This is a genomic window from uncultured Methanobrevibacter sp. (genome assembly GCF_902784195.1).
GTDB lineage: Archaea > Methanobacteriota > Methanobacteria > Methanobacteriales > Methanobacteriaceae > Methanobrevibacter.
In genome coordinates this window covers 140,850-160,707 of record NZ_CACZTX010000002.1, presented here as the reverse complement: position 1 = coordinate 160,707, position 19,858 = coordinate 140,850, and the positions used below count along the sequence as shown (strand labels likewise).

24 protein-coding genes are annotated in these 19,858 nt (G+C 30.9%); 10 read left to right on the top strand and 14 right to left on the bottom strand.

All coding sequences use genetic code 11. From position 1 onward, the window contains the following. Positions 1 to 227 precede the first annotated feature (227 nt). Together QZU90_RS03070 and QZU90_RS03065 are read right to left on the bottom strand one after the other, a co-directional pair. A complete protein-coding gene (locus tag QZU90_RS03070; RefSeq protein WP_296855489.1) occupies positions 228 to 1,727 on the bottom strand; it encodes a DUF2779 domain-containing protein in 1,500 nt (499 codons plus the stop codon). Positions 1,728 to 2,306: 579 nt separating this feature from the next. Beyond that, positions 2,307 to 2,645 (bottom strand): type II toxin-antitoxin system RelE/ParE family toxin, encoded by a 339-nt coding sequence (locus QZU90_RS03065; protein WP_296855487.1) that lies wholly within the window; start codon positions 2,643 to 2,645, stop codon positions 2,307 to 2,309. Between the two features lie 375 nt (positions 2,646 to 3,020). On the opposite strand from QZU90_RS03065, the gene QZU90_RS03060 reads away from it, so the two are divergent. Beyond that, positions 3,021 to 3,893, top strand: a complete 873-nt coding sequence (locus tag QZU90_RS03060) for an SseB family protein (RefSeq protein WP_296855485.1) — start codon at positions 3,021 to 3,023, stop codon at positions 3,891 to 3,893. Between the two features lie 101 nt (positions 3,894 to 3,994). Here QZU90_RS03060 and QZU90_RS03055 read toward each other — a convergent pair whose 3' ends face one another. Beyond that, positions 3,995 to 4,270, bottom strand: a complete 276-nt coding sequence (locus tag QZU90_RS03055) for a type II toxin-antitoxin system RelE/ParE family toxin (protein ID WP_296855483.1) — start codon at positions 4,268 to 4,270, stop codon at positions 3,995 to 3,997. Continuing rightward, positions 4,267 to 4,527 carry a hypothetical protein gene (locus QZU90_RS03050; protein ID WP_296855481.1) on the bottom strand — a complete coding sequence of 87 codons (261 nt, stop codon included), beginning with the start codon at positions 4,525 to 4,527 and terminating at the stop codon, positions 4,267 to 4,269. Before QZU90_RS03050 ends, QZU90_RS03055 begins: the two co-directional genes overlap by 4 nt. A gap of 384 nt (positions 4,528 to 4,911) precedes the next feature. Between QZU90_RS03050 and QZU90_RS03045 the strand changes: the two genes are divergently transcribed. Both QZU90_RS03045 and QZU90_RS03040 read left to right on the top strand, forming a co-directional pair. Further along, a complete protein-coding gene (locus tag QZU90_RS03045) occupies positions 4,912 to 5,319 on the top strand; it encodes an SseB family protein (RefSeq protein ID WP_296855479.1) in 408 nt (135 codons plus the stop codon). A 28-nt stretch (positions 5,320 to 5,347) separates the two neighbouring features. Continuing rightward, the gene (locus QZU90_RS03040) at positions 5,348 to 5,845 is read left to right on the top strand and encodes an SseB family protein (protein WP_296855477.1); all 498 of its coding nucleotides are present in this window, start codon (positions 5,348 to 5,350) and stop codon (positions 5,843 to 5,845) included. A gap of 164 nt (positions 5,846 to 6,009) precedes the next feature. Here QZU90_RS03040 and QZU90_RS03035 read toward each other — a convergent pair whose 3' ends face one another. From QZU90_RS03035 to prf1, 10 genes are all read right to left on the bottom strand, one after another. Next, complete coding sequence (locus tag QZU90_RS03035) at positions 6,010 to 6,168, bottom strand: hypothetical protein (protein WP_296855475.1); 159 nt, start codon at positions 6,166 to 6,168, stop codon at positions 6,010 to 6,012. 160 nt (positions 6,169 to 6,328) lie between these two features. Continuing rightward, complete coding sequence (gene rbr, locus QZU90_RS03030; RefSeq protein WP_296855473.1) at positions 6,329 to 6,874, bottom strand: rubrerythrin; 546 nt, start codon at positions 6,872 to 6,874, stop codon at positions 6,329 to 6,331. Positions 6,875 to 7,149: 275 nt separating this feature from the next. Next, positions 7,150 to 7,782, bottom strand: a complete 633-nt coding sequence (locus QZU90_RS03025; protein ID WP_295608680.1) for a 5-formyltetrahydrofolate cyclo-ligase — start codon at positions 7,780 to 7,782, stop codon at positions 7,150 to 7,152. 59 nt (positions 7,783 to 7,841) lie between these two features. Then, positions 7,842 to 8,264: a hypothetical protein gene (locus tag QZU90_RS03020; RefSeq protein WP_296855469.1), complete on the bottom strand. Its 423-nt coding sequence runs from the start codon at positions 8,262 to 8,264 to the stop codon at positions 7,842 to 7,844. A gap of 94 nt (positions 8,265 to 8,358) precedes the next feature. Then, positions 8,359 to 8,796, bottom strand: a complete 438-nt coding sequence (locus tag QZU90_RS03015; protein ID WP_295608684.1) for a hypothetical protein — start codon at positions 8,794 to 8,796, stop codon at positions 8,359 to 8,361. Between the two features lie 155 nt (positions 8,797 to 8,951). Further along, on the bottom strand, positions 8,952 to 9,752 hold the full coding sequence (locus QZU90_RS03010) for a hypothetical protein (RefSeq protein ID WP_295608686.1): 801 nt from the start codon (positions 9,750 to 9,752) through the stop codon (positions 8,952 to 8,954). 404 nt (positions 9,753 to 10,156) lie between these two features. Continuing rightward, complete coding sequence (locus tag QZU90_RS03005) at positions 10,157 to 11,926, bottom strand: hypothetical protein (RefSeq protein ID WP_296855467.1); 1,770 nt, start codon at positions 11,924 to 11,926, stop codon at positions 10,157 to 10,159. A 35-nt stretch (positions 11,927 to 11,961) separates the two neighbouring features. Continuing rightward, a complete protein-coding gene (locus QZU90_RS03000; RefSeq protein WP_295607667.1) occupies positions 11,962 to 12,387 on the bottom strand; it encodes a hypothetical protein in 426 nt (141 codons plus the stop codon). Between the two features lie 698 nt (positions 12,388 to 13,085). Next, positions 13,086 to 13,733, bottom strand: coding sequence for a DUF655 domain-containing protein (locus QZU90_RS02995; protein ID WP_296855465.1), 648 nt, complete (start codon positions 13,731 to 13,733; stop codon positions 13,086 to 13,088). An 18-nt stretch (positions 13,734 to 13,751) separates the two neighbouring features. After that, entirely contained in the window at positions 13,752 to 14,996 is a 1,245-nt protein-coding gene (gene prf1 / locus QZU90_RS02990) for a peptide chain release factor aRF-1 (RefSeq protein WP_295607674.1), read from the bottom strand. A 419-nt stretch (positions 14,997 to 15,415) separates the two neighbouring features. Between prf1 and QZU90_RS02985 the strand changes: the two genes are divergently transcribed. The 7 genes from QZU90_RS02985 (at position 15,416) to QZU90_RS02955 (ending at position 19,820) form a co-directional block, all read left to right on the top strand. Beyond that, positions 15,416 to 15,757, top strand: coding sequence for a hypothetical protein (locus QZU90_RS02985; RefSeq protein ID WP_296855462.1), 342 nt, complete (start codon positions 15,416 to 15,418; stop codon positions 15,755 to 15,757). Positions 15,758 to 15,798: 41 nt separating this feature from the next. Next, complete coding sequence (locus QZU90_RS02980; RefSeq protein WP_296855460.1) at positions 15,799 to 16,314, top strand: hypothetical protein; 516 nt, start codon at positions 15,799 to 15,801, stop codon at positions 16,312 to 16,314. Between the two features lie 155 nt (positions 16,315 to 16,469). Beyond that, positions 16,470 to 17,147 carry a UMP kinase gene (pyrH, locus tag QZU90_RS02975; RefSeq protein WP_292788598.1) on the top strand — a complete coding sequence of 226 codons (678 nt, stop codon included), beginning with the start codon at positions 16,470 to 16,472 and terminating at the stop codon, positions 17,145 to 17,147. 107 nt (positions 17,148 to 17,254) lie between these two features. After that, positions 17,255 to 18,049, top strand: a complete 795-nt coding sequence (locus QZU90_RS02970; protein WP_295607683.1) for a TatD family hydrolase — start codon at positions 17,255 to 17,257, stop codon at positions 18,047 to 18,049. A 148-nt stretch (positions 18,050 to 18,197) separates the two neighbouring features. After that, positions 18,198 to 18,386 (top strand): DUF2116 family Zn-ribbon domain-containing protein, encoded by a 189-nt coding sequence (locus tag QZU90_RS02965; RefSeq protein ID WP_295607685.1) that lies wholly within the window; start codon positions 18,198 to 18,200, stop codon positions 18,384 to 18,386. A gap of 134 nt (positions 18,387 to 18,520) precedes the next feature. Next, positions 18,521 to 18,844 carry a YbjQ family protein gene (locus QZU90_RS02960; protein ID WP_295607688.1) on the top strand — a complete coding sequence of 108 codons (324 nt, stop codon included), beginning with the start codon at positions 18,521 to 18,523 and terminating at the stop codon, positions 18,842 to 18,844. Positions 18,845 to 18,884: 40 nt separating this feature from the next. Beyond that, complete coding sequence (locus QZU90_RS02955; RefSeq protein ID WP_295607691.1) at positions 18,885 to 19,820, top strand: hypothetical protein; 936 nt, start codon at positions 18,885 to 18,887, stop codon at positions 19,818 to 19,820. Positions 19,821 to 19,858: the final 38 nt, after the last annotated feature.

Sequence of the window (19,858 nt, the reverse complement as noted above, 5' to 3'; positions counted from 1 at the left end):
TCCTTTTCATCTCCTTTGAATAGCCATGTACTCCTGTGAAAACTTATTCTCCCTGTGTCCGTTAGCAGAAGTGCCATAGCTACCCAAAACGTATTTTCTAGTATTCATCAACAATAAACAATTTACATTATATAAATCCTCTTTTAACCGATTTCATTCTGTTCATAAAGGCATTTGTTTTACATATCCAAAAAATATATTTTAAGCATTGCATTAAAATTATAGCATTATTGTATAACTTCAATAAATTTCTCCCATAATTTTACCATAGCATAAGTGTCAAGTCCACAATATAACAGCAAAGCATTCCTTATTGATTCTTGCTCTTCTTTTGACTTGCTCTTCAAGCCGACAAAAGTTTCAGAAGCTTCTCCACCATTGTGAACCAAAGGCAAATTATCATAATTCAATTCAGGATCATCTGGGTATAGTGCAGGCAATACATACTTGATTGAATAGGACCCTTCCATTTCTTTCATATAATAATCTCTGTTTTTAAATGGAACCATGAAATCCACCATATTATGGTTTATCCTAGCCATTTCATCCGCTAAATCAGGATAGAGCTCTGCTATTTTCCTGTTTACGCTTGATTCAAATGACTTATTGTATACAATCACGCTTCCGTCTTCAGGAAGATTGCTTATCATGCTTTCTGCAAAAGTCCTTATGAAATCCTCATCATCAACTTCCGCCAAAAATTCCTTATGTTCTATTGGAGCTCCTTCCTCTTCAATGATATGCAAAGAGTATTGGAAAGGCAATTGCTGATATGGCTTGGTTCCTTCCACTTCAGGTATAGGTTGGTTGTATGTTTCATAATCAATGAAATACAATGGATATTCCAAGGAGTTTAAAGTTCTAGCAATAGCTGCCTTATTGATTTTAGGCTCCTTATCATTTACTTCAAAATCCACTTGCTCTATATATTTTGGATTCAAGTCCTCATATAATAAATCTTCAAAAGACACTTTTCCTTCATTGTATTTCTCGAACTTTTTGCTTTTCCACATTCCTGCCACATCAAAGACATTAGGTTTTGGCAAGTCTCTTGTACAGTACTGCCAGAAATCGCAATCATAAGGATTGAAGCATTTCAGTTCCAGACATGTAGGAGGTTCGTTGTCCTCGCCATACTGTTCCATGAATCTGTTTATCTCATCAATGTTGCTTTGAATCTCATCCTGCTTTGAGAGTGCTATATCAGTCACATCCTCAATATTGAAGTATTGGTCCAATTCATCTTCAACAGGAAGTTCTCCTTTAACATATTCATTGTTAACATATACAATGCAGACTTTCTTTACATTGTATCCTAGATTGGACAATACATAGTATTGGTATGCAGCATCATCCAAGTAGATGTCCTTTACTTTTGTAGAGCTCTTAACCTCATAGATTTCCACACCGTCGACATCATTCTTCAGGACATCCACACTGCAGAAATTGTGATCATAATCAAATGAAGCTTCTGTAATGACATTTGGCTTTTTTGGCATTAGCTCCTCTGTCTGTTTAATCATTGGAGTGATTGTCTTGTCAAATGGAATGTCCTCATAATCTCCGAACAATCCTTTTGCAAGTTCACCTACCTTATGACCGTTTTCAAAAATAACTGTCTTATCCTCAGGTTTTGCACAATCGGGTTTGTACTTTTCTAACCAAAGAATCTTTTGACATTGCACACATCTGCAATACTTTGATTTTGATAAATATATGTTGTTCATATCATCACCCTATTCAAAAATATAATAAAAAGTTTATTAATATTAGCATATATAACTTTTGATTAATTTTAAATCTTAAAATCTAAAATAAATAATTATATAGAGTTTATATTATCTTTAAAGCAAAATAAATAAAATAAAAAGAATTAAAATAAAAATAATCAAAATAATTTTGTAATAATTAATTAAAATAATTATTTAATTATGATTTTAATAAATAATCAATATTTTTAATAAAAAATTATTATTAATAAAAAATAATAAAATTAAAATAATATAAATACTTTTTTTAATAAAATATCCTTATTTAATAAATTAAAAAAATTTAAAATTTAATAATAAATAAATTTGTAATATAAAAACAAAAAGTTTATATATTAATTATTACAAACTATAACATACATCAAAAAAACATATGTTAAAGGGGGAATTCTCAAAAACCATACACATCACCAAAAAATTTCCCTTTAATTAATTAACACTGCTTTTTTAAACTTTAATTTTAGGGTGCAAAATATTTCAAAAAAATTTTAAAAAAAGAAACAAAAACAAGAAAAGAGGAAGAAAAAAAGAAAAATATCATTGATGTTTCTTGTGTGAAAACTCAAGGAACTCAATTCTATTCTCTTTTTTACAAAATGAATAATATAACCTGAATGAATCTGCAAGATAAACTTCTTGCTGACCTTTACGGTTAGAAGACAAATGCTTGCCCACATCAGGATTTTGAAAGATTTGTTTAATCTTCTTCAATAATTGAGATAAAACGCTTTTATCCAATTTCTTTAGAGATTTGAAGAAATCTTTTCTATATATCCATTCCATTAATGATTCGCCTAAAATCTCTTGAAGCACAGCATTAAGCTGACTTTCATTTCTAATTTTATTAGGGCAAGATGCATAGATCTTGATAATCACCTAACAAACTACAAGACTTTAAGTCTTTCTTCCTCCTAAAATATCGCTTAGGCAGTATATGCCTTTATCTAATTCAACCACTCTGTACTTTTTACCAGTTTTTGTGTTTAAAAAAGACATGATTAACTCCGATATTTCTGTGGTTTTAAAACCACAAATATACTCTATTTTTGACATATATAAAAAAGTTTCTAATTTTAAAAAAAGTAGTTTTTTTAAAGATTTTATAAAGAAAAATATTAATATTAAGTTTCAGCCCAAAAATCTATTTTTAAAAAATATGCATTCATTTTATAATAATCATTAAAACATTTTAACAAACTATTTTTAAGTTAAAATACAAATCATTAATCAGAAGTGGAAAAGGTGAATGCAATGAATGAAATCATAGACAACTATAATGTTAATGCAGAAATTGAAATAGACAACAGCGAACTGGAAGACATAATGCTAATAGAGCCCGGCATGATGACCATTGCAGATGAGGAGGAATTCTTCAGACTACTCAAAGAGGCTAAACTATTCATTCCAATTCATTGGGAAAAGGAAGAGGTATTTAATATTGAAGACCAAAGCGTTGTAGATGTTATTAAGCCTGTGCCTCCACTTGGATTCAATTTCATTTCACTTAGTGTCAACGACAATGAAAGAGCGCTTGTAGCATTCACAAGAAAGGAAATCATGAAGGAAATCAAGCTTAAGAAAGACCATATCATAATGAATATGAGAGATCTTGCCAAGATCTTGTATGGATTTGGCGACACATTCTCATCAATCATCATCAATCCACAAACTGAGCATTCCATCATAGTCAACGCTTCCACACTTATAGGCCTATTTAAGGAAAAGGCAAAAAATCCGTTTATTGCTTCACTTGAACAAACTTTAGCTACATTGAAGAGCAATTCAGTGAAACTTGACAATCATTACATGTTCTTTATCCGTTCAGATTATGAATTCATGGAAAATGAGGCTGTAGATGGAATATTTACAGCAAAAATGCCACTGCGAGCATGCACAGATCCTAATTTCCAATCCAATCTCCCAATATTGCATAAGATAATGATATATGAAGGCCAAAAAATATTGTACACTGGCAAAAGCGAGGAAGTTACTGATTTCAATGTATTGATTGCTCCTGGATGCGAATTCCAAAAGTTCTATGATGAAGATGGTGACACCTCAGTATGGAGATGCATTAAACAGCCATTCTATGATAATATTGAAGAAGAAGATGCTGAGGAATGATTAAAACCGCCATTCTATGATAATATTGAAGAAGAAGATGCTGAGGAATGATTAGATGATTATCTTAATTTGATTCATAAATTTTTTACTTAATACAAACTTTAAAACAACCTATAATTATTTTTTCTGGGAATTATATCAATTATTTCAATGCTCTGATTTCTTTCGGATACATAAAAAATAATTCTATAGTCCCCTACCTTTGCTCTTTGACATTTAGGACATTTATTGCTTTTTAATTCTTTAAAATTAGGATTATGAGGATTATTTAGAATTTCCAAAATTTTCTCATTAATCCTCAACAATAACTTTTTATCATTCTTATGCTTATTAAGAAATTTCTCTGCCTTTTCATGTTCATATAATCTATAGCTCATCTTTTTAACTCAAGTTCCAGTTTATTAATTCTTTCTTCTAAACTTTCTAGAGTTAATTCTTTAACGTTTTCTAAATTGCCATTTTCGAATTTTTCTATCTCTTCATTATAAAATTTACCTTCTTCATCACTAAATTCCTCATGAGTGTAATAATACTCTATTAAAAAACTTATAACATCATTGAAAGTATCATTTTTAGAAGCTAATTTTGATAAAGAATTATGGTTGGCTTGAGAGATTTTAATAGTTTTATTCATCATTATACCACATTTTATAGTATACTCAGTATACTATAAAAAACTTTCTAAAAAATCTAAAAGAATAGAAATGAATAATCAAATATTCTTTAAATTCCAATTAAAAAGTTTATAGATGCATATATATAAATTAAACTATTTTTAAAGCTTTAAATAATAATATAACATCAATATTGACTTAAAATTAAAAAATAATAAAAAAATAAAAAAATAAAAAATTGATTATAAAATAGAAAATTAATTGAAAATGAAAAATTTATAGCAAATTTTAATCTTTATAAATTTAAGATCTCGCTTTAAGTGGAACCTTTAGCATATAAATAAATATAATTGATTTCATAAATAAGATTGGATAAAATATTAAAAAATTGATTACTGATTAAAATGACTAACTTAAATAATAAAAAACTTAAAAAACTATTGAAATCAAAGTCAAGAGTTAAGATAGAACAGAACCCTGATATGTTCTATAAGGAATTCTTAAAATCAGAAGTTTTCGTTCCAGTCATTGCAATGGAAAATGAGGAATCACTAAGCGATGGAGACACACTTGACTTGCAGATTGGCTTCTTTGATGAGGAAAACGGAGACCGCAACATATACCTGTTTACAGATACAAACGAACTGGAAAAGGCAAGATACCAAATCAAGTCAATAGCTGTAAATGTGATGGAATTATCTCTCATATTGGCACAGTTTGACATTGATTTCAATTATATTGTAATAAATCCATACAGCGTTGATTCATATAAGATAGACTTTGATGAATTTTTAGAGAAAAATAACTTTTAAATATTGATTCTTAATTCCCGTGATAAAAATGAGCATACTCTATAATGATAAACTTGAAGAATTAATGAAAATACAATCAGAAATGAGCGAAGAGGAGAATGAACACTTCTTGAATGAATTCAGAAAATCAGAATTATTGGTTCCTCTTCAAATTGAACTTGATTCATTAGACCTTGAAAACATGAATCTTGATGGATTGAATGAAATCAATAAAGAGGTCAAGTTTCACTTAAAGTCATTTATAGGTCCAAATGAGATTAAAGTCATACCTATTTTTACCGATGAGGAAAACATTCAAGATGTTCAAATGAACACAACAGTCGGATCACTATTCATGAGAGACTTGTACAAGTCTATACTTCCAATACAAGACAGCTTTGACCAAATCATCATTAATCCGAGTGCAGAAAATGAATACAAGATAAGCATTGATGAGTTCTTAAGTCTCTTTGATGAGGAAAGGGAATTTGAAGACCTTATGAAAGAGATTGAAGAGGAAATGCTTGAAGATGAAAATATGGATTAATGGATAAAAAATTCAATATAAAATAATTAAATCATCAATTAATTAAAAATACATTTTCCTTAAAAAATCATTATTTAGTGGATGATCTAATCAATTATTTTAAATGAAATATCTAATTTTTAATTTAATGAACACTACTGATAGATGTACCAATATTAAAATCATTAAATGTAACCACTAACTGATAAAACAAAAAATAGAATAACTAATAAAACAGCAATGAAAACTAAAAATAAAGCCCCTTCTTTTGAAAATGGACTTACTGGTGCGCAAGTACCATTAGAACAATTTCCATCAATTTGACAATTATCATCTTTAGACACTTTCATCACCAAAAATAGATTTAAAATAATCTTAAATAATCCTAAATAATTTTAAAATAATTACTGTTTTTAAATATTAAATGAAATTTAATAAAAATAGCTAAAAAATATAAAAAAATGCTATTAATGAATAAATCATTAATAGCGAAAATCAATCAACTTATTTGAAGTTGGTTGCTCTTTCTTCGAAGTAAGATTGAGGGTGTTTACATACTGGGCAAATTACAGGAGCATCGGTTCCTTTAATTATGTGACCACAGTTAATACATTTCCATTCAATTTCTTCTTCTTTTTTGAATACAGTTTCGCCTTCAACATTAGCGAGTAAAGCTCTGTATCTTTCTTCATGTTCTTTTTCGATGTTACCAACCATGGTGAATAAACCTGCGATTTCATCGAAACCTTCTTCTCTTGCGGTTTCTGCGAATTCTTTGTACATTGCAGTCCATTCTTCGTTTTCACCATCAGCTGCTGCGTTTAAGTTAGCAATAGTGTCTGGAACTTCTCCATCGTGTAAAAGTTTGAACCAGATTTTTGCATGTTCTTTTTCGTTTTTGGAAGTTTCCATAAAGATATCGTGGATTTGTACGTATCCTTCTTTTTTAGCTTTACTTGCGAAATATTGGTATTTAGCATGAGCTTGAGATTCACCAGCAAAAGCTGCTGCTAAGTTAGCTTCGGTTTTAGTACCTTTTAAATCTGCCATTATAATCACCTAAATTTTTTTAACACATGTGTTAATTCTTAAATTAATAAGAATTCAGTAGTAGTTTAAACTACTTAAAACTATTTTAGTTTTGAATGTTAATAAATATTTCTAAAATATTTTATATATAATAAAAAATGAGTGATAATGAAAAAAATAAAAAATTAAAAAAAGAGTTAAAAAAGTTAAAAAAATGGGGGTTTTAAAAAGAGTTAAAAGACTAAAAAAAAGTGAGGGTTTTGAAAAGAGTAAAAAGAGTTTAAAGAGTAAAAAAATCAAATCCTGATAACTTCATCAGTGCTTACAATCATATTCAATCTTCTGTCATGGCTTTCCATTGGAATATGATCAATCAATTGAAACGGATGAATAGTAGTGACTAAAGGAGTCTCTTCATTAATGAGATTCTTATTGAAAAGGTCTTCGATTTCCCTATCTCCGTATCCCTTTCCTTTTCCAATCCTATTTCCGCACCTATCTGCACCAACGGATCCTTCCACTACCATATCAATAGCTATGTCAAATGAACTTCCTTTACCGAAATCAAAAAACTTAGAGCAATGATCGAATGCCCCCTCCTTTGTTGATGCTTCTCTTTCTTTTCCATCTAACTTGTTTCCCTCAAGAAAGAGATATCCATGTTCAAGGTTAGGGCTTGCCATAATGAGATTCTTATTTTCCTTTAAAGCAAGGAATCGAACTGGAATCTGAGCAGAATCAGGACTGCAAAAAATAGTTTTTGAATTTATCCATTCATCAGTGCTCGCCAGCAATTCAGCTGCAATATCTGATCCTTTAAAATCAGGAATCTTGCCATAATCCCCATTAGGTCTAAGAGACTGGCCTTCCTTAAACAATTTATCATAAATTGATTTTCTAATAGAATCCTTTTCTTCCTTTAAAGACATAATATCAAATTAGATAAAAATAAGTAAAATAAAGTAAAATGAAAATAACTAAAAAATCACTATAAAAATTCTAAAGTCCTATACATCATCATGAATCCTTCTTTATCTGGATTATCTTCTCCAAAACCGAAGAAATTAAAGCTATATGCATCCCTATCATTGATTGTTGAGAGAGAATGGGTATTCAAAGGAGGTTCATGGCTTGTATCCTTTGCTATGAGCTCGTGAGTTTCCTTGTTTCCAATGATAGTTAAATGAGAATCTTCAACAATTAGGCTGTCTTCCCTTGGAATGTCTTCAATTGCATTCTTAAGATATTCCATAGACAATCCTTCCTGAGGATACTTGAACACCATAACTCTGCTGAATTTGCTGTCACAGTCAAGTACTGCTATGCAATTTTCAATATCATCCGCTTCAAGCAATTTCCAATTATTTGGATACTTAAAACTTAATTCATAGTTTTTAAATATATTGGACATGTTAAACTCCTTTAAAAAAGATATTGTAAAATAAAAATAAATTAAAAAGTAAAATAAAAAAATAGAAAAAAGAATAATTATCTAATTATAGATATTAATCGAATTCAATGGAATCCATAATCGCTAAATAATCATTGTAAGCATATGGGAATTCCTTGAAGTGCATCAATTCAAACACATACATGTTTCCATCATTGATCAATGCAGAAGTATTGTTTTCTAAAGTTCTTCCACCTTCGTCAGCGCTTGTAATGATATTGTAAACAGGCATGCCATTAAGGTTTAGAATTCTGGATTCGACTATAGTCCAACCTTGAGCTTCAAAGCTTTCCTTAAAAGCCTCTTCAATTTGTGCAACTGCTTCAGCTTCTCCAGCATCATTTTTATAAACTGTAATGGTGGATGGATTTCCTTCCACCACTTTCACTAAAGCCTTGATACAATTTGGACCAATCATTTCTTTATTCTGTTCTTTCCAATTACTTAAATATCTGAATTTGATTCCTTCTTCATCAAATTGGATTTCATCCATAGAATCACCATTTTAATTGATACCCAATAAACTATATAAATATGAAATATATGAATAATTGAATAATATGAATTAATGCTTAATATTAAAAATTTTTGAAAAATTTTAGATTAGATAGACTAGGCAAATTAGAAATTATAAAAAATTAAGGAAACTTATTCTCCACTTTCAAGCAAATATTCATCTGGAATTAACTCTTCCAATTGAGTGTAAGCCTTGCTTGAAATAGCGGACTTGTGAATTTCAGGTTCTTTCACAATGGTCAACCCTCTAATTCTTCTTAATATGCTGGTTTCACCTAATTCCTTATTTATCTCATTGATAGTGGCAGTCAATGTCTTGTTTACAACCTCATCAAGCATGTTCTTGTTTGTTCTTAGGATTATCTCCAAGATTTCCCTATGCTTGTCTTCTCGCTCTCTAAGTCTTGACAATTCTCCAGCATCAAAACTCATTTTAGTCTTCAAGACATTCATATCCTGCAATAATTCAATTCTTTCTTCATTTGATTCATTCAAATCCTTATTCAATTGCTTGATTTCAGAATTCAAATCATCGATATCTCCATTTAACTTTTTAACTTCGTCAATGAGAGAATTAGATTCAGAATCGGATAAAACACTGCTGTTTATATAATTCGCTTTTTCAAGTTGGGACAATTTAGTGGTAAGCTCCAAATTAATGTTCTCCAACTCTTCCACTTTTGAGAAAAGAATCTTTTCTTTAGACTTTGCTTCCTTAAGATCGTATTCTAATTTTACAACAGCTTCATCGTCTGGGATTACTTCCATAGTGGACACTTCGATTTCAGAAGAAGTTTTCAATTCCTCATATTCCTGAGGAGTCAAGATTACAAAATCTCCCTCTTCAAGATTATGTTTTTTCACATCTTCCTTACCGATAGTGAGACTTATATTACCTCTTGATTTATTAATTTTCCCAGTCTTGATAATCATATTTAATAATATGATTTATGCCTTTATAAAGGTTATTATTTAATTTAAAAAAATTATATAAAAATTAAAGCGATTTTAAAATAAAAATGAAAAAATAAACAATAATTTGTGAAAAATAGCTAAAAACAAATAAATTAAAACAAAGTACATGAAATGAACATGAAATTTCATGCAATAAATTCATGTAATGAAAATTGCTAAAAAAGATGTGAAAAAATTTATGAAAAAAACTAAAAAATTATTGAAAGAATTTAAAAAAATATTAAAAAAGAAAAATTAAAAAATAACTAAAAAAAATAAAGAAAGAAAAATTAAAAAATAACTAAAAAATAAAGTAAGAAATAATTAAAAATAAAATTATTTCTAAAAACCTAATTAAAAAAATCTATTAAGAAGAAATCAGATTAGTTGCTCATGCATTTATTGACCCAATTTATGAAGTTTCCATTAGCGGAACCTGATCTTTCAGCTTGGGTGTGGCCTTGACCCCAAACTTCATTGAATTCCACACTTTCCACATCACCAATCTGCATCAAAGCAAGAGCCAAATTGGTTTCAACAGTAAATGAAGTGTCTGTCTGTTCAATTCCTGCATTTATTCTCCAATATTTAGCAAGCTGTGATGATCCCACTCCATCATAATAAGGGGAAACATAATACAAAGGATTATACATATTGGAACGGTTTAGAGTTGTGTAATTGAACCTGTCCAATATTCTCAAATCATTTGCATAGCTGCTTGCTTTAGATGAGTCATAATCAGAGAATGCAGAGTAATTGTCTGAATTTTCATTTAGAACATTTGCCATAATGCTATCAAAGTGCAATGATTCATCCTCATCAGTACCGAATAACTCATTTTCAGCCTGGTCTTTTCCTAAATCATCAAAAGCGCCAACATCTTTAGTTGGGGATTTGCAATGTTTAACAAATGCTTCAAGGCTTGTGATTTCTGCAGTGTTTGTTGAACTGTTATAAATGATCCATTCCTCATCACCATTTAATGAATCAATATATTCCTGTGGAGTTCTGTAAGTTCCTGAACTTGATCCAGTAACATCACTTGAAAGAGAGACACCATCAGGTAAAGGCCCCATGCCCATGCCCTCTCCAGAACTTGGAGAGTATGGGAAACTGGTTTCATTCAAGAAATTGTTTAAGGAATCCTCTACAGTTTTAAGCATATAATCATAATATGATCCTGCTGTGTAAATTCCATCTTCAGACTCTTCAAGACTTAAAGGCCTTCCATTAGGACTTCTAAGGCCTAAATCATTAATGTAATTGGCATATGCACTAGCCAAATCATCGGATAACGCACCAGTCCAAGTGCCGCTTCCACGTGTTCCATCTGTAGTGTATTGTCCCATAGCCCATTCATAAGCCTCATCAGCTGTATCTAGAGAAGTGATAGGACACCAGCACATTGCTCCGCAGATGCTGTCAGATAACTTGTTTCCATTTCTGTCTATAAGAGCCGCTCCAATGGATTCTAGGTATGGTGTGTACAATTCACTGTCACCGCTTGCACCTAAGATTGCACTTTGAGCTCCACCGCCACTGTGACCAAATGAAAAGATCCTTTGGCTGTCTCCAGGAAGTGTATCGTCATTGAATTTCAAGTAAAGGACTGCTGCCTTTAAATCAGTAACTCCCCAAGGAGCCCCACCAGAGTAGGTTCCTCCTTTTTCTCTACCTCTGCAACCTGCATTAACATAAATGAAACCTGCATCTGTGTAATCTTTCACTTCATTCGCATTATATCTTGTTGGGGCTTTTTGAGCGGAATATCCTGCAGTGTTGATAGGCATTACAATAGGTGCATTAGATGCAGAATAATTTCCAACATGACAGTCTATTACTGTACAGGTATAAGTTCCATTATCATTCCGTTCGCTTTTAAAGTAATCTCCAGGAACATAAATTCCTAAAGACTCATATTCAGTAGCTTCAGGGTCTGTACAGTACACAAGCCCAATTTGATAGTAGATATTGTTTTTCTCATCATACTTCCAATTGGACATATCAATGGTTAACTCATCATTCAACTCTGTGAGATTAACATTATAATTATTAGTATCAGTTAATAATCCCATTTCACTTGCAGCAATCAATAATGTGAGTATTGCAATCACTACAGCTATAAGCAAAATAAGTTTATTTGATCTTTTCATAATCACACCACAACCAATTGTTTAAAAAACAGAATTTATTCGATTATTTCAAAAGTTCTGACTATTTCCATAAATTTGGAAACTATATCACTAACTGTCCTAAGTTCAAATATATAAACAAAACCATCCTCTAAAAATACAACTGAAAACATTTCAAAATCAATTTCGGGAATTGAAATCCTTGAATGTGTCTGAATGCTTTTCCTTTTGCCAACATTTGCAATTTCAGAAGATACTATTTGAGCGTTATCATTCAATAGGCTTTCTTCAATGATTTCCTTGAAATCCTCAAGTGAAGGCATCTCAGATTGGAATGCAATTACATTCAATAAACTGCCATCCTCATAGCTTAAAGTAGCTATGCAATCAGGATTGTTTTCCAATGGGACTTCTTCCAATTCCCATTCATCACTGTATTTAAATGATAACTTTTCATTAGAACATGTGTTTAGATTAGACATAAAAAGCCTCTTATATTGAATTTATATATCTTTTTATAATTTTTTATAAATATAAATTTTATCAAATCAAAATTTACTAATAACATCCACAATTTACTAAATCATCAACATAATTTACAAAATGACATCAATATAATAATCTGAATAAAAATAATGAAATAAAATCAATATGCTAATTAAAATAAAAATAACAAATTAAAATTAATTTTTAGACAAAAAGAAGAAATTATAATCGTTTAGAAATCAAATAGAAAGATTTAAATTAGAATAATGACAGAATAAGGTATGGGATTAACATTTATAAAATACCTTTAAAGAATTTTAAACTAAACAACTTATTAAGCATTTATTCACTCAATGAATCAAACTCAATAATTACATATTTGACAAAAACCCTAAACTCAATATATTTGTTAATCCCCACACCCCCTATTAAAAAGAGGACTAATTTTGAAAATTAAAAAAATAATAAATAGTATTAAAAAATAGTTTAAGAATTATAAAAAAATAGCATTAAATAAAAAAAAACAGCCATGAATTATAAAAAAATAGCATTAAATAAAAAAACAGACAAGAATAGCATTAAATAAAAAAAACAGCCATGAATTATAAAAAAATAGCATTAAATAAAAAAAACCGTTGAATTATAAAAAATATCTAAAAATAGAATAAAAATAAAAAATAAAAGAGAAAAACAATTATCTGATACGTTTTCCCTCTTTTTCAAGAAGTCCTTTTTCCTTAATCATTTCAATGAAACGACTGTCATCTGTAACGAATTCATCATACTCTTGAACTTCTTTTTTATTGGATCTTTTGACAATTGTAAAGAGATATGAAGGCCTTCCCTTTTTCTCTTTAGGAAGCTCAGCCAATTCATAAAGAACTCTTTTTACAATCAATTCCTCAGAGCTTTCAATAAAGCTGATTCTATTGTCAATGTCTTCAAAGCTTTCAAAGTCACCGTTAAGCTCTTTCTCAGTTAAGATTTTAGATCCTAACTTTCTGCTGATTCCATCTAAGAAGTGCAATTTGCTTGCTTCCTTGCTTTGCTCATTGAAGAACTTTACATACTTAGGTTCATTGGCAATTACAATGCTGTGAACAGCCTTTTCAGTTTCGAATTCCTGTTCCTTGCTTAAGTCATCATAACTTAAATGAGCTCTTTCCTGCTTGACAAATTCACTATCCTTTCCAAGAGGAATCTTGTCTTGAACCTTAACTTCAACATCATCATTCAAGTCCAAATCCATCAATATGAAGTAATCTGTTCCAATAATACGGGCAGTCTTTTTTTCATCACTGTCTTTAGTGCTTAAAACCAAACCGAAATTTTCATTTTTCATAAAAAACACCCCCGGAAATTATCTTACGTTATACCTTAAGATAGCACCGATTCCACCGAAAGCCCTATACAATTGGCTTCCCTCTTCAGTTTCAGTGGAAATGATTTCTACGCTAGAACCTAAATCCTCAGCAATATTAGCCAAATCTTCTATTAAATCTTCCTCTTGAGTGATTTTCATTTTCTCATTACATTGAGGACAAGTCAAATCCTCTACCTTTTGACCTTCCTTTTGAGTGACTTCTGCATGGAATCCGCAAGCTTGACAATCCAAGGTTAACCTTTTGGATTTTAAGTCTTCACTAAGCAAAAGAATGTCTACAGCACCCATCTGCAAATTGGTTCTTACTTCCTTTTCACCATAAGAGTATAAACCGTGGTCATCCCTAAGCTCAGCAAGGAATCTTTGGACTAGCTTTTTCTCTTGGATAACTCCTAATTCCTCTAAAGCACCAGATGCCTTGTCAATGGTTTCCCTGATACCGAATTCTCCAGTATAGGAAGTGTCTACAGTGGTGATTACCTTATCCTTAAGCTCATAATGCATGTAATCTCCATTATAGTAATCCTCTTTAGTTCCTCCAGGACCACCAAGAACAATTCCCTTCAAGTCATCCTTGATTGGAAGGAATTCATCATCCATGTGAGTGCCTATCCTTTTCAGGAATTCGTGAGCCAATTGGTCAATGACCCTATCGAACCTTCTTTGTGATTGTCCCCCTGCCTTATGCTTTCCAGGAACACCACTGGTTAAGTTTGCTACAACATTGATTCTTTTACCTTTCAAAGTAGCGATGGTTGCCTCATTTCTGTCAATTACAGCAATACCGTAAACTTCCTTTGAAGCAATCATGTCTTCTAATGGCTCAAGGAAAAATGTGCTGTCACAAATGTATCTGTAAGTTTGGATCTCTTCAGGAGGTTCGATAACTACAGTTTCCATCTTTTCAGTACCAGGACCGCCTTTAGGAATCATACCAACGAACAATACAAAACCATTCGGCAATTCCTTGTTGTCGTTTGTAATCATACGGATTCTTTGCATGATTACCTCAATAGCTGATTGAACATTCTTACGAGTGGTTTTGCTCTTGATGTTAGCACTTTGTCCCAATTCATCCCTCATCTGCTTGATGATATCACTTAATTGTTTAGTTGGAGGAACGTACATGGAAACGAGTTCTGTTCCCTTTCCTTTCTTTTCCGCCAATTCCTTCAATGACTTTTTAAACTCATATAATTCCTTTGAGGATACCTCACTCATTTATAACACCTGATAAAATTGATAAATAACTTTTTGATAAGTAATTAGTATAAAAAATTAAAATAAAACAATATAATTTAAGATTATTCAAAACTTTAAAATAAAATCTTTAAGAAAAATTACTGAAAACGTAACTTTTAAAACATTATTTTCACTAAAATAGAAATTTCTGTCAAACCATAATAATAACCTTAAATTGATATAATATATTATATATTGGTATAAGTTACTTATATAAGTAATGATGAAAATTAAAAATTTTTAAGAAAAAAATTAGAAAATCGGACCATTGGAAATAATCCCTTTCAAAAATTTTTTTTAAGAAAATATTAATAATTGAAAGGATATAAGATTATTTGAATAATATTAATTAAACGTATTTTATAAGACTATTTTTATTAAGTTAAGGAGGAAAGTAATTGTTTGGCTTAAAGGACATCAATACGGAAAACAGATATGATGAAACTGATGAGAAGAAACTTAAGATAGCTGATACAATATCTATTTTTACAAATCCTCCTATAATCACAATTCCATTATTCCTGATTATCTGTATAATCCTTGCATGTGATGGAACTCCATTTACAAGCGGATTCAGCTTTAATTGGACCCAATTCATAATAACAGAACTTATTTCACTTGTCTTTGCATCCATATTGCCAATGGCAATCATCCTTCATTGGGCCAGAAAATTGGATACAGACAAGGACATTTCCAACCGTGAAGATCGTTTCGTTCCACTTATTGCTCCAATTTCCTGATTGTTCTAATACTTTGTTATGCTGTTAACACATTCATTGTAATGCTCATCACTACCAAATGGAAAATCAGCATCCATACAACTGGGCTTACTGGACCAGTAGCTGCATTGATAATGCTTCTTGGACCTATAGGCGCTTTAGTTGGATTGCTTTATCCAGTACTCATTTGGAGCAGATTCACACTTAAAAAGCACACAATGGCTCAAGCAATTGCAGGAGGAGTGTTTGGACTTGTCATGACTGTATTGGAAGCTTACTTATACATGGATTTGCTTAATTTGCCAGTTTACAATTTAGTCCCATTAGGAGAATGCTTATGGATAATACTTGGACTTATCTTCGCTCCAGTGGTTTTAGGAATTCTAACAATCCTAAATGATAATGGAAAAGAAAATACAAAAGCAATATTCTATGCATTATGCGTTTTAGCAATCATATTATCCATATTCTTTGCTCCCCAATCTGCACTCATAACCCTGATTCTTGAAATAATCACATCAATTTTAGTAAGCTATTTTGGTGGAGAGAATTTCAGTTGGTTTAGAGCAATCCAATAGTAAATTTAAATATAATTAAATAGATAAATTAAAGTAATAAATTAAGTTATTTTACAAAATTTTTTTATAAATTTAAATTTACTAAAAAAAACTTAATCTACTAAAAATTAAAACTAAATAAAAACTATTAAACTATTTAATTAAAAGGTGAATTTATGAGAATCGTAGCTGCTATCGGAGGATCAATATTATTACAGGACTACAACGCTGAAAGATTTAAGGAATATGCAAAGCTCTTGAAGGAACAAAGTGAAGAGCATGAAATATTTGTTGTTGTAGGTGGTGGAAAACCTGCAAGGGAATACATCGGAGTTGTAAGAGACCTCGGTGCTGGAGAAGCTAAATGTGATGATATTGGAATAGAAGTTACAAGAGTCAATGCAAAACTCTTATTGCTTGCACTTGGAGATGCAGCTTACCAAAGAGTTCCTCATAATTTCCAAGAAGCTTTGGAATTTTCTGCAAGCGGAAAAATAATCGTTATGGGTGGAACTGAACCTGCACATAGTACTGATGCAGTTTCTGCAATCTTGGCAGAGTATGTTCAAGCAGACCTTTTAGTTAACTTAACCGCAGTAGATGGATTATACACTAAAGATCCTAAAAAATATGATGATGCAGAATTGATTGAAGAAATCACCGCTTCTGACATGATGGGAATCATCAGCGGAAATGATGTCAAGGCAGGAACCTATGAATTCATTGATACAACTGCAATTCAAATGATCAAGCGTTCCAATTTAGAAACCGTAATAGCTAATGGTAATGAACCTCAAAACCTAATTAGAGCTATTAAAGGTGAAAAAATAGGAACCCGTGTTATTTCTGAATAAATAACACATTTTTACTTTTTTTAAAATTTTTTATTTCTAAAGAAATTATCTTAAAAACTAACAAAACAACTTTATTTTTTTATTAATTCTTATTTAAAGTGATTTGAATGACTGGATTAATTGATATAGGATTAAATTTAATGCACAAATCCTTTGATAAAAACAGAGAAGAGATCATAAAAAATGCAAATGATGTTGGAGTAAGCCAGTTCATCATTACTGGAACCAATATCCACTCAAGCGAAACAGCTCTCAATTTCGCAAATCAAGACCAGTTTAAAGGAGTTCTATTCTCAACTGCAGGAGTTCATCCTCACGATGCTAAGACCTGTGATGAAAACACAATAGAAACTTTAAGGGAATTTGCAAAAGAGGACTGTGTGGTTGCTATTGGAGAATGCGGTCTTGACTATAACAGAAACTATTCACCACAGGATGTTCAAAGAAAATGGTTTGAAGAGCAAGTGAAGCTTGCAGATGAATTGGATATGCCACTATTTTTACATGAACGTGAAGCACATGAAGATCTAGTCAAAATACTTGAAAAGTACCCAAATATGTGTGAAAAGGCTTGTGTCCATTGCTTTACAGGAACTAAAGAGGAAGCTGAAAAATACCTAGAATTAGGCTGCTCCATTGGAGTGACAGGTTGGATTTGCGATGAAAGAAGAGGCCAGTCACTGCAGGAAGCTGTTACCGTGATTCCTCCTGAAAAGATGATGATAGAAACTGATGCACCATTCCTGATTCCAAGGAACTTCCCTAAAAAGCCAAAATCAAACAAAAACAAACCGGAATACTTACCACATATCCTAAATACAATAGCTGAGTACAAAGGAATGGATAGTGAAGAGCTTGGCAAAAAGGTAAGTGAAACAACAAGAAAATTCTTTAATATCTAAGTTTAAACTAAATTTAGACAATTTTTAAATAATATTAAATTAATATTAAAATAATAGAACATAATTAATTAAAATTTAAATTAATAATCAATTAAATTAATTAAACTATTAAACTAATTAAATATCAAAAAATAAAAAGGTGAGAAATATGGTAGAACCACATAAACATTGCCCAGTATGCGGCACCCCAATACCAATGAAAGAAAGAGTATGCTCTGCAGATTGTCAAAAAGTATTAGAACAAAATCAGAAAAACATCAGAAAAAGCAGAATAATGCTCTTTGGTGTAATTGTAGTATTTATTCTCGTATGGGCATATTTCATGTTCTTTAAATAAATTAACTATTAATAAATAAAATTAAAAAACAAGTAAATAGCTATTAATTAAACTTAATAGCTAACAATAGTTTTTTAAAACAAAAAGTCAAATTATAATTATTTTTTTAAAATCAGACAATTTTAAGTGATAAAATGTTATTGTCCTCAACAAGTACTTTAGAAAACAAAACCATTGTAAAATATCATGGATTGGTTAATGGAGAATCATTAATTGGATCCAACATATATAAAGACTTATTCTCTGGAGTTAGAGACGTTGTGGCAGGAAGAACCAGCACTTATGCTGAAGAGCTTGAATCAGCAAGAAATGAAGCATTCCAAATTATGGAAAACAAGGCAAAGGAACTTGGTGCCAACGGAATCATAGGGCTTAAGATATCCTATAACAACCTTGGAGGCACTATGGGAAACACCATTTTAGTAACTGCATATGGAACCGCTGTAAGTTACAAATAAACTTAAACTATTTTTTAATCAACTTTTAATGAGTGAATAAATGCTTAATAAAATCAAACAGAAAGTTAACGATTTATCCATCTCTAAACGTCTCAAGGATGAAGAGGAGAGAAAAGTATTCCTAAAAGAGCTAGGATGCATTGATATAGGGATAATAGTAGGTATAGTCACCTATGTAATTTGCCTATACACTCATTTCGACATTTACGGATGGAATTTCGGATTGGTCTTATCCCCGCTTTTTGCAGGATATGCTGAAAGCCTAGCTGCAAAAAGGTATCTTGAAGAAAGTACCGGTGCAATCAGTGCATTTATTCTTTTCTTAATTACAGTTATCTATGGATTCATCATAGCAAACCCAACTTTAGGATTCAATGTCATTACAGCAGGAAGCATAGTCATAATCCTTCAAGCTGCATTTCCTATTGCTGTGAATTATTTCCTTATCGCAACAATTTTAGCTATTATCTCCCACGTTACAGGTGTCTTCAAGAAGATTACACGTTTCCTATGGAATACATATGAGAAAATCTTCAAGAAAGAGCCAAAAACTAAAGAGACATATAACGAAAAGCAAACCAAAAAGATACACAGTTTTTATGACAGAGAACTTGATATGAATAATTTAGGAGTCTTGATATTGACTATGGAAGATTCTCCTAAAGAATTGAACATAATTGAATATAAAGGAGTCTACGAATCAACCCATATCTTTTCCGTTAAACAAAGAGAAGAAATAAGATCTGGAATTGAAGACTCAATAGAAAAGGAATTGCTTATTTGTACAAAAATTGCTGAAGATAAGGCATTGTTGAAATTGATTAAGCAATTAAGGGCAGATGGATGCAATGGCCTATTGAACATGAATATGGCAATTGAAACATTAGGTCCAAGCATGGGAGAAAACATATCTCAAGTGGTTATTAGAGGAACTGGAGTCGTATTTGAAGAAAAAGAGGATGTGAGTTCCTTATAATTACTAAAAAATAATTTATAAATTACTCATACTATTTT

Excerpts from the sequence above, each read along its gene's own strand:
- QZU90_RS03050 (WP_296855481.1), bottom strand. The coding sequence starts at position 4,527 with ATGAATAAAACTATTAAAATCTCTCAAGCCAACCATAATTCTTTATCA.
- QZU90_RS02980 (WP_296855460.1), top strand. The coding sequence starts at position 15,799 with ATGCTCATCACTACCAAATGGAAAATCAGCATCCATACAACTGGGCTT.
- QZU90_RS03070 (WP_296855489.1), bottom strand. The coding sequence starts at position 1,727 with ATGAACAACATATATTTATCAAAATCAAAGTATTGCAGATGTGTGCAA.
- QZU90_RS03055 (WP_296855483.1), bottom strand. The coding sequence starts at position 4,270 with ATGAGCTATAGATTATATGAACATGAAAAGGCAGAGAAATTTCTTAAT.
- QZU90_RS03020 (WP_296855469.1), bottom strand. The coding sequence starts at position 8,264 with ATGTCCAATATATTTAAAAACTATGAATTAAGTTTTAAGTATCCAAAT.
- rbr (WP_296855473.1), bottom strand. The coding sequence starts at position 6,874 with ATGGCAGATTTAAAAGGTACTAAAACCGAAGCTAACTTAGCAGCAGCT.
- pyrH (WP_292788598.1), top strand. The coding sequence starts at position 16,470 with ATGAGAATCGTAGCTGCTATCGGAGGATCAATATTATTACAGGACTAC.
- QZU90_RS03010 (WP_295608686.1), bottom strand. The coding sequence starts at position 9,752 with ATGATTATCAAGACTGGGAAAATTAATAAATCAAGAGGTAATATAAGT.
- QZU90_RS02965 (WP_295607685.1), top strand. The coding sequence starts at position 18,198 with ATGGTAGAACCACATAAACATTGCCCAGTATGCGGCACCCCAATACCA.
- QZU90_RS03005 (WP_296855467.1), bottom strand. The coding sequence starts at position 11,926 with ATGAAAAGATCAAATAAACTTATTTTGCTTATAGCTGTAGTGATTGCA.
- QZU90_RS02995 (WP_296855465.1), bottom strand. The coding sequence starts at position 13,733 with ATGAAAAATGAAAATTTCGGTTTGGTTTTAAGCACTAAAGACAGTGAT.
- QZU90_RS03025 (WP_295608680.1), bottom strand. The coding sequence starts at position 7,782 with ATGTCTTTAAAGGAAGAAAAGGATTCTATTAGAAAATCAATTTATGAT.
- QZU90_RS03040 (WP_296855477.1), top strand. The coding sequence starts at position 5,348 with ATGAGCATACTCTATAATGATAAACTTGAAGAATTAATGAAAATACAA.
- QZU90_RS02960 (WP_295607688.1), top strand. The coding sequence starts at position 18,521 with ATGTTATTGTCCTCAACAAGTACTTTAGAAAACAAAACCATTGTAAAA.
- QZU90_RS02955 (WP_295607691.1), top strand. The coding sequence starts at position 18,885 with ATGCTTAATAAAATCAAACAGAAAGTTAACGATTTATCCATCTCTAAA.
- QZU90_RS03015 (WP_295608684.1), bottom strand. The coding sequence starts at position 8,796 with ATGGATGAAATCCAATTTGATGAAGAAGGAATCAAATTCAGATATTTA.
- prf1 (WP_295607674.1), bottom strand. The coding sequence starts at position 14,996 with ATGAGTGAGGTATCCTCAAAGGAATTATATGAGTTTAAAAAGTCATTG.
- QZU90_RS03000 (WP_295607667.1), bottom strand. The coding sequence starts at position 12,387 with ATGTCTAATCTAAACACATGTTCTAATGAAAAGTTATCATTTAAATAC.
- QZU90_RS03045 (WP_296855479.1), top strand. The coding sequence starts at position 4,912 with ATGACTAACTTAAATAATAAAAAACTTAAAAAACTATTGAAATCAAAG.
- QZU90_RS02970 (WP_295607683.1), top strand. The coding sequence starts at position 17,255 with ATGACTGGATTAATTGATATAGGATTAAATTTAATGCACAAATCCTTT.
- QZU90_RS03060 (WP_296855485.1), top strand. The coding sequence starts at position 3,021 with ATGAATGAAATCATAGACAACTATAATGTTAATGCAGAAATTGAAATA.